Annotated in this window: 8 protein-coding genes; all 8 read left to right on the plus strand. The window is 55.6% G+C overall.

Annotated elements, in window-relative coordinates:
* Position 1 precedes the first annotated feature (1 nt).
* On the plus strand, positions 2-1750 hold the full coding sequence (locus BLW66_RS15075) for a sensor histidine kinase (RefSeq protein ID WP_089947985.1): 1749 nt from the start codon (positions 2-4) through the stop codon (positions 1748-1750).
* Positions 1750-3273 carry a phospholipase D-like domain-containing protein gene (locus BLW66_RS15080; RefSeq protein WP_089947986.1) on the plus strand — a complete coding sequence of 508 codons (1524 nt, stop codon included), beginning with the start codon at positions 1750-1752 and terminating at the stop codon, positions 3271-3273. The genes BLW66_RS15075 and BLW66_RS15080 overlap by 1 nt, the downstream gene beginning before the upstream one ends.
* Positions 3274-3401: 128 nt before the next feature.
* Positions 3402-3863, plus strand: a complete 462-nt coding sequence (locus tag BLW66_RS15085) for a CreA family protein (protein WP_089947987.1) — start codon at positions 3402-3404, stop codon at positions 3861-3863.
* Between the two features lie 72 nt (positions 3864-3935).
* A complete protein-coding gene (locus BLW66_RS15090; RefSeq protein ID WP_244508666.1) occupies positions 3936-4229 on the plus strand; it encodes an S-adenosyl-L-homocysteine hydrolase in 294 nt (97 codons plus the stop codon).
* 130 nt (positions 4230-4359) lie between these two features.
* On the plus strand, positions 4360-5532 hold the full coding sequence (locus tag BLW66_RS15095; RefSeq protein WP_089947988.1) for a DUF2254 domain-containing protein: 1173 nt from the start codon (positions 4360-4362) through the stop codon (positions 5530-5532).
* Positions 5533-5656: 124 nt separating this feature from the next.
* Positions 5657-6052 (plus strand): adenosylmethionine decarboxylase, encoded by a 396-nt coding sequence (speD, locus tag BLW66_RS15100; protein ID WP_089947989.1) that lies wholly within the window; start codon positions 5657-5659, stop codon positions 6050-6052.
* A gap of 15 nt (positions 6053-6067) precedes the next feature.
* The gene (locus BLW66_RS15105) at positions 6068-7354 is read left to right on the plus strand and encodes a rhomboid family intramembrane serine protease (protein ID WP_089947990.1); all 1287 of its coding nucleotides are present in this window, start codon (positions 6068-6070) and stop codon (positions 7352-7354) included.
* Positions 7355-7396: 42 nt separating this feature from the next.
* Positions 7397-7984, plus strand: a complete 588-nt coding sequence (locus BLW66_RS15110) for a hypothetical protein (RefSeq protein ID WP_089947991.1) — start codon at positions 7397-7399, stop codon at positions 7982-7984.
* The last annotated feature ends 31 nt before the right edge of the window (positions 7985-8015 follow it).

Consider the following 8015-nt stretch of genomic DNA (forward strand, 5'->3'; position numbering starts at 1 on the left):
AATGTCTGTCGGCTCGTTGATGGACCGCATCAAGCAGCGGTTTGATACACTTGCCTTTAAGGTGGTTTTCTTCCTGTCTTTGGCGTTGTTGCCAATCGGGCTGATTGCGGTCAACCAAAGCCGCGCGGTCAACCAGCAGGCGCAACAGCGTCTTGAACTGGCTTTGATCGCGTGGACCGACCTCGCCGCGTCAGGGGAGCGCGAAATAATCCAGCGCGCCTCCGCTGCGGCGGAGGCGCTTTCCGTCGTTCTTCCTGTAATTAAAGACGATCCAGATGCGTGTTACGAGGTGCTCAACGACTACCTCGACCAGTCACCGCGCTTCTCATTGATCGGCTTTCCAGATGCAAACGGCCAGATGACGTGCTCATCTGCCGGTGAAAGCTTCGATTTCTCAACAAACCCCGTCTATGAGAAGGCGAAATCCACGCAAGAGCCTTTCGTGGACATCCGCGTATCTGGCGAAGTGTCCGAGGCTTCGGTGATCGTCGTGGTGCATCCAGTCTTCAGTGATGGCATCTTTGAAGGCTATGTCGTGGTCTCTATCCCGCACAGCGACATTGGCGTGGACCCAGAAGCTGAGGCTGAAATTTCACCCGTGGACGTCATCACTTACAACGTCGAGGGGGTGGTCCTCACATCTAGCTTAAATCTGGAGACCGCAAATGATCGCCTGCCCAAGGACCGCAGCTTGAAAACCCTAACAGGATCGGGGCCAGTGGCCTTTCGCGAGTTTCAGGAAAACGCGGACAACCGGATCTATACTGTCACACCAATTTTGCAGGGCATGGTCTATGCCATCAGCATTTGGGACGGTGATGCCGAAGTTTTGAAAGCTGCGAGCTTTGATGTCTCTGCAAGCCTGTTCCCACTATTGATGTGGCTCGCCAGCTTGCTGGTGGCCTATATGACCCTGCACGGACTGGTGTTGCGCCACATCCGGCGACTGCGCAGGCAGATGGGGCAGTTCGCAAAGGAGCGCACTGTTCCGCGCGAGTTGGCGCAAGACGGTCAAAGCATGGCGCAGGAATTGCGTGACATGGAAAGCGACTTCGTCTCCATGGCCCAGTCATTGCTGCACGACGAAGCAGCGATGGAAGAAGCTGTGCGCGAAAAGAATATTCTGCTCAAGGAAGTGCACCATAGGGTGAAAAATAACCTTCAGCTGATTTCCTCGATCATGAATATGCATATGCGCAAAGCGCGTACCGCTGAAGCCAAGTCGGTGCTCAGCCGCTTGCAGGACCGTATCCTTGGCTTGGCGACGGTCCACCGGAACCTCTACCAAACTGAAAATCTCAATAACCTGAACGCGGGGACCATGTTGTCGGAGATGGTCGGCCAGATGCTCTCCGTCGGTGTCGCACCAGGCACGGACATCAAGGTCACACGGGACATCGAGGACGTCACGATGTATCCCGACCAAGCCGTTCCTTTATCGTTGCTAACTGCGGAGACCATGACGAACGCTTTGAAATACGTGGGTAAGCCTGCGGATGCGCGCCCGTGGATTGATGTGCGTTTTTCGGAAAACGGGGACGGCACTGCCACGCTTTGTGTTGCCAACTCGAAGGGACCGACGTTGATTGAGGCAGAAGATGCTGATCAGACAGGTCTTGGGAGCAAGCTGATCAAGTCGTTCCTTATCCAGCTCGGCGCGGAGATGACTGTTGAGGATACCGATACCCATTACGTTGTCACTGCGACGTTCACCGTGGCGGATTTCGCGCCCGAACCATTGGATTACTGATGCAACGCGAAGCTGCGCCCGTGTTCTTCTTAACCGCGAGTGAAGCATATCCCGCGCTGGAGAAGGCCTTTCTCGAGGCGAAGACCGAGGTTCTTGGCTCATTTCGGGTGTTTGATCCCGAAACTAAGTTGCGTTCCGAGGCTGGGCTGAAGATCGGGGACACATGGGCCGATTTGATGCGCCATGTGGTCGGTAAGGGCGTGAAGGTAACGTTGCGTATCTCCGATTTCGACCCCATCGTCGGCACAGAGCTTCATAGCGGAACGCACGCGTCCGTGCGCGGCTTTCGCGAGGCTGTTGGAGAGACTGACCTGTTCGACGTACGCCCCGCCTTGCACACCGCGCAGATGGGTATATTTCCCCGCCTCATGCTTTGGCCTCGTACGTATATTGAGCTACGCCGCCACGCCGCGAAGTTGCGCGATATGACTGAGCCAGAACGCAATGCCGCGCTGCGTGACGTGCCGGGGCTGCGCAAAATGATGCGAGGCGAGACCGCACACCTGCGCGCGCGCGCGTTCCCCCCTCCGACGGTTCACCCTGCCACGCACCACCAAAAGCTGGCGATCTTCGATGGCAAGAAGCTCTACGTTGGCGGTTTGGACTTGGATGAGCGCCGATACGACACACTTGTGCACGACCAGTCGGGTGACCAGACGTGGCACGACGTTCAAGTCATGATGACCGGTGCGCCTGCCAAGGCGGCCCACGATTACTTAACAGCCTTCGTGGCAGACGATTTCGAAGCACTGAGGGCGCCGTTTCCAGGACTGTTGCGAACCTATTCCGAACAACGACGGTTTCGCGCACTATACCTGTCGCCGAGACCTGTTTTAAACGAAATCGAACAGGCTCACATGGTTGGGTTCAAACGGGCGCGTCGGTTGATCTATCTTGAAACCCAGTTTTTCCGAGACACGAAGCTCGCGGATAAGCTCTGCAAGGCGGGACGGGCCAACTCCGAGCTGCAGGTCATTATCGTTCTGCCAGCGGCCCCCGACGACCTAGCTTTTGAGAACTCAAAAGGCAGCGATGTTCGCTACGGGGAATACCTGCAAGCGAAGTGCCTTGACCAGTTGAAGCAAACCTTTGGCGAACGCCTGTTTATTGCCGCAACGGCGCAACCGCGCCGCACCACTGACACAGCGCGGGCGCAGTTAGACGGTGCACCGCTCATCTATGTGCACGCCAAGGTGTCGGTGTTCGATGATGACACAGCCATAATATCATCTGCCAACCTGAATGGGCGCAGCATGAAGTGGGATACTGAGGCGGGCGTCCTGCTCGACAATGCGGATGATGTCGCGCGGTTAAGGGAACGGTGCTTTGAACATTGGTACGGCGGCGAAGCTCCGGCAGAGTTCAAAGACCCGGCAACAGCCGTGGCGACATGGCGGGCCTTGGCTGATGCTAATCAGGCCAAAGTGCCAGAAGAGCGCACCGGCTTTATATTGCCTTACTCGACCAGTCCGGCGCGCAAGCTAGGCCGCAATCTCCCTGGCGCTCCGGAGGAGTTGGTTTGATCCTGTTGTCGTCGCACATCGGGAAGATCAGACCTGATAAGCGGGTCGCGACACTACTCAGGGGTGGGCGGGTCCGTGCTAGCGGGCTCATCGCTTCACTCTTTAACATATCGAAACGAGGACGCCCCATGCGCTATGCGAAAATCTGGACGGCTATTTTCCTATTGGTGGGAAGCACGTCATTCTCCAATGCGGAGGAGGTGGGGAAAGTCGATGTCGACTGGGTCGGCAACGACATCGTCATTGAAGCGTTCCAAGACCCAAAAGTGGACGGCGTCACCTGCCATGTTGCATACTTCGAGCGCGGCTTGATCGACCGGCTGCAAAAGGGGAACTGGTTTGAAGACCCTTCGAATTCTTCTATCTCCTGTCGTCAAACCGGTGCGATAACTGTCGGTGACATTGAGCGGGGCGACGAGGGTGAGTCCGTCTTCTCGGAACGCCGCTCCGTCATTTGGAAGTCACTTCGCATCAAACGTATATGGGACGAGACGAACCAAACGCTGATCTACATCGCGCACGCCAACGACTTGCAAAACGGCTCCGCCAAGATGTCGCTTTCGACGGTCCCGCTATTTCAAACAAAGTAGCAAGAAGGCTTCGTTGCAATAATTTCGGAACCAAACAGCATGGCAATCGTTAGCTCTTTGAAGGAGATAACGATGAACAAGCTTTTCGCGACCGCACTTATTCTAACCAGCATGGCCGCACCCGCCCAAGCGCAGGACAGCGACGTTTGCATGGCGACGAGCGAGATGGAAGCATCGCTCCTCGACTGGTATGGCGAAAAGCCCGCGCAACACAAAGAGGACGGCTCAATCGTTTGGGCCTCCGGCATCGGCGGAACTTGGACCGTCGTTTCCTATGAGCCGGATGGCATGAGCTGCACGCTGGCGCAGGGCGATAATTGGTCGCCGGACATGGATGGCGACAAGATGATCGCATCGCTCAACTAAAGTTTCTTCACGCAGCAGGCATTGAATGCAGCGGCTATGCACGGTGCCGCGCTTGACCTAGGCTATAAACCAAGAGCAACAGTGGTCGGCTAGCGTTCCCCACGCTTCAAGACGAGAGTGTGAGAACCGAATGAATAAACCTGCATTCCTTTTGAAATGGGCCCAAGATATCCGCGCGAGCTACTGGTTCATTCCTGCGGTGATGGTCATCGTTGCTATCGCACTGTCCTACGCGTCGCAGTGGATCGATCATAACGTAGATCTGCTGCCGTTCGCCTTGCCAGACGCTTTGATCAACACTCAGATCGAAGGCGCTCGCTCGACACTTTCAGTCATTGCCACCTCTGTCATAGGGGTAACCGGCGTCATGTTTTCAATGACAATTCTGGCCGTGTCCTTCGCCGCGGGCAACTATGGCCCGCGTTTGATAGGAAACTTCATGCGCGATCGCGGCAATCAGATCAGCTTGGGCATATTGATTGCGACGTTCGTCTACACCTTGATGATCTTAAGGGCGGTGCAGGACCCTTCGGAGAGCGGCGGCATTGACGCGTTTGTTCCGCAGTATTCCATGCTCATTGCCGTGGCAGGGTGCTTGTTAGCTGTCTTCACCATGATCTACTTCGTCCACCACGTGCCTGAGACGATCAACGTATCCAACATCACCGCATCGCTGGGCGCTAAGCTGGAGGCGGCTATAACAGCCATGATCGACGCGGAAGAGGATTTGCCAGACGCTCCCGTAGTCGATTTTCCAGACCGTGAGGCGGATCACAGCGTGCGGGTTTCGCCCGCGGGTTTCATTCAAACACTCGATTACCGTCAGATCGAAACCATATGCGAAGACCACGACTGGCAGATCGAGATTGTCAAAATTCCAGGTGATTTCGTGACATCCAGTACGGTCGTTCTGCGGATATGGGCGGACGACGGTTTCACTGAAAAGCACTTAAGTGACATTCAAGAGTGCTTCGCAATTGGGTCCAGCCGGACTGAAAACCAGAACATCTTTTTCTTGGCCGACGAATTGGTGGAGATGTTGGCACGTGCGTTGTCTCCAGGGGTGAACGACCCGTTTACCGCGATCAACTGCCTGAACTGGATGTATAACTCCATGACTGTAGCTGAGCGCTATAAAGGCGGATTGGGCGAGGAGGGGGCGCGAAAAAGTAAATTAGGCCCGCACCTGACCCGTGATGCATTGTTTAAGCGCTGTTTCTTGGCGTCGAAGCCCTACTGCGAAACAGATCATCTGGCCCACGAACACTACAAAACACTGGTGGCCCGAGTTAACGCGGGTTAACGACGGATCTGGGGTGGTGCAGGCGCTTCCGCCAGCAATTGCCTCGGCTTGTCGTCGTGCGTATTGGAATTGTCACGCCCGCCCTGTAACGTCTTCACAAAAGAGCAGTTTGGGCGAGTGGCATATGGTAAATCAAGGCGGGACAGCTGGCGTGCGCGCGACTGCTTTGGGGCAGCACCTGATTGCTGATTTTTACGGCGCGTCGCAGTTGTTCGACGGCGGCCCCGCCGCGGCCATGTTGCACAAAGCTGCGGAGGCGGCAGGGGCGACGGTTCTGGATTTGAACTTGCACGACTTTGGTGACCGTTACGGTTTCACTGGCGTTGCGTTGCTGGCGGAGTCGCATATCTCTGTACACACATGGCCAGAAAACGACTATGTCGCCATCGATATTTTCATGTGCGGCGATGCCAAGCCGGAATTGAGCCTTGAGGTGCTGCGCTCCTATTTCACACCTTCACGAGAACAGGTGCAAAATTTGAAGCGTGGCGTTGTGGCTGCTGCGGTGGACTTTGCGTAGCCGCGCCGCAGGCTCATGAGTGATTTGCGTAAGATACGGGTAACGCTAGGCCTGTGCGTGGCACTGCTCTTGGCGTTTGCCGTGACAGGCGCAACGCTATCTACCGCATATCTCGATACGTTCCCCGAGGCACTGGCTGGGGTATTCCGGCATGGTTCGACAGCCCATCTTGGCGGCAACGTGTTGGTTATCTTCTTTGGTGGGCTTTACGCCGAGGAGCGGCTGGGCGCGGTGCGGTTCGGCATATTCATTTGTGCATGTGCAGTTCTGGGCACCTATGCGCAATATCATCTGGTAGGGCCGAACTTCGTTGGAGCGTCCTCTATTTCGTATGGGCTGCTGGCTTACGGCGTTCTGGCTGACCGGACGCCAGCCAAGCAGAGTTTGTTCGGTGCTTTTCTAATTTTACTGGTCGCCCTTGAGTGGGTTTATCTTTCTCAAGCCGTGGCCGTATATGTTCACATTTCAGGAGCCCTTTTGGGAGGAAGTTTAGCCATGTTCGAGTCGTTCTTCGGTAGTAAAAATCCAACGCTAAAGCCTATGCAATTGCAGCATGTGGGGCGGGTGGTTCAGATCATTGCGGAGACCGACGACGATGACGCGCACGAAGCGGAAGCCGAATTTCTGGATGGCGGCTTGGAGGGCATGTTTGTCTTGATGCATAAAGGCGAAGTTCTTGGCGTAACCGGCTATAGCATGGATGAGCAGGTCCACGACATTGCTTGGCTGTCGTGGACATATTTGTCCGGTGCCCATGTGGGCGCAGGATTGGGGAGCCAGATGCTCAACGACCTGTTGGGAAAGCTGAAAGACCTAGGCATTCGCAAGGTGTTCATCGCGACGAGCGACTACCGCGACTTCGGTCAGGATATATATGCAGCCGCACACAAAATGTACGAAGATTTTGGCGCGACGGTTGAGCTAACCGTTCCTGACTACCACAACAAAGATGAGGCAAAAATCGTGTACGGGTTGAAGAACCCCGAATACGTGGAGGAAGGCGACGCACCTACGAGTGACCAAACGGGCCTGCTAATCGCAGGTGTTGAGGATGAGCCTGAAACCGTTGGCGCTGTTGGCCTTCGTTGGGAAGAGCGCCCGGTCGGGATCGCTGGCCTTGACTACGCTATGGAGCAGGCCGCCAAGAGGAACGCGCGCATCGTCGTGCTGGCGCTTCCAGGGGATTTATCGGCCGCGAACGCCGTTGCGCTAGAGACTCACAGCTTCAAAATATGCGGGGAGTTGAAGGACTATTATCAAACAGGATTGCATCAGGTGTGGTGGGTATGCTCTGTAGCTTAGGTAGTATTTACGCGTTCGACGCATTTATTTGAGGAGGGGCAGATGCTCCAGAAATTGAAAACCTACGGGATTATCGCCATCGTTGGCGTTGTTGGCTACACAGTCTTCTTTGGCGACAGTGGCGAACAGACAGCAGACCTAGGGCAGGTGCTGGACCGTACTGAGTTTGTGCTTACCAAGTATCAAGGTCATCTGGGCGAGCAGGGGATCACCGAGGTTTCCAATAAGGAGATGGGCGAGTTCACCGAGTTTTACACATCGGTGCTGAATTCGGAGCCCCGCTTCTACGACATGACGCTTGGCTTGCAAGTTCAGCAGGATGCTACGTTCCTCGGGTTTGCGGATGCGAATGCAAACGGCGTACAGGATTCGAGCGAAGGCAAAGTGTTCACCGTTGAAATCGACGAAGAAAATCGTCGCCTGATTGCGACGGACGTCGCTGGGAACTCTTCCGGCCTTCGGTTTTCTGGAACAGGGTTCTTGGCGGGTGCTTTGATCGGTAGCTTGATTGGCCGCCAACGCGCCGCTGGTGTGACCAAGTCCAGCTTTTCTAACCGCAGCGTGACACCGCGCAGCAACTACCGCGCCCCATCCAGCAGTCGCTCCGGCGGTCCACGCGCAGGTAAGTAATCACGCGTCATTCAGTTTGAGTGAGGCCCAG

It is taken from the genome of Litoreibacter albidus (genome assembly GCF_900107015.1).
GTDB classification, from domain to species: Bacteria; Pseudomonadota; Alphaproteobacteria; order Rhodobacterales; family Rhodobacteraceae; genus Litoreibacter; species Litoreibacter albidus.

Excerpts from the sequence above, each read along its gene's own strand:
- BLW66_RS15080 (WP_089947986.1), top strand. The coding sequence starts at position 1,750 with ATGCAACGCGAAGCTGCGCCCGTGTTCTTCTTAACCGCGAGTGAAGCA.
- BLW66_RS15095 (WP_089947988.1), top strand. The coding sequence starts at position 4,360 with ATGAATAAACCTGCATTCCTTTTGAAATGGGCCCAAGATATCCGCGCG.
- BLW66_RS15075 (WP_089947985.1), top strand. The coding sequence starts at position 2 with ATGTCTGTCGGCTCGTTGATGGACCGCATCAAGCAGCGGTTTGATACA.
- BLW66_RS15105 (WP_089947990.1), top strand. The coding sequence starts at position 6,068 with ATGAGTGATTTGCGTAAGATACGGGTAACGCTAGGCCTGTGCGTGGCA.
- speD (WP_089947989.1), top strand. The coding sequence starts at position 5,657 with ATGGTAAATCAAGGCGGGACAGCTGGCGTGCGCGCGACTGCTTTGGGG.
- BLW66_RS15110 (WP_089947991.1), top strand. The coding sequence starts at position 7,397 with ATGCTCCAGAAATTGAAAACCTACGGGATTATCGCCATCGTTGGCGTT.
- BLW66_RS15090 (WP_244508666.1), top strand. The coding sequence starts at position 3,936 with ATGAACAAGCTTTTCGCGACCGCACTTATTCTAACCAGCATGGCCGCA.
- BLW66_RS15085 (WP_089947987.1), top strand. The coding sequence starts at position 3,402 with ATGCGCTATGCGAAAATCTGGACGGCTATTTTCCTATTGGTGGGAAGC.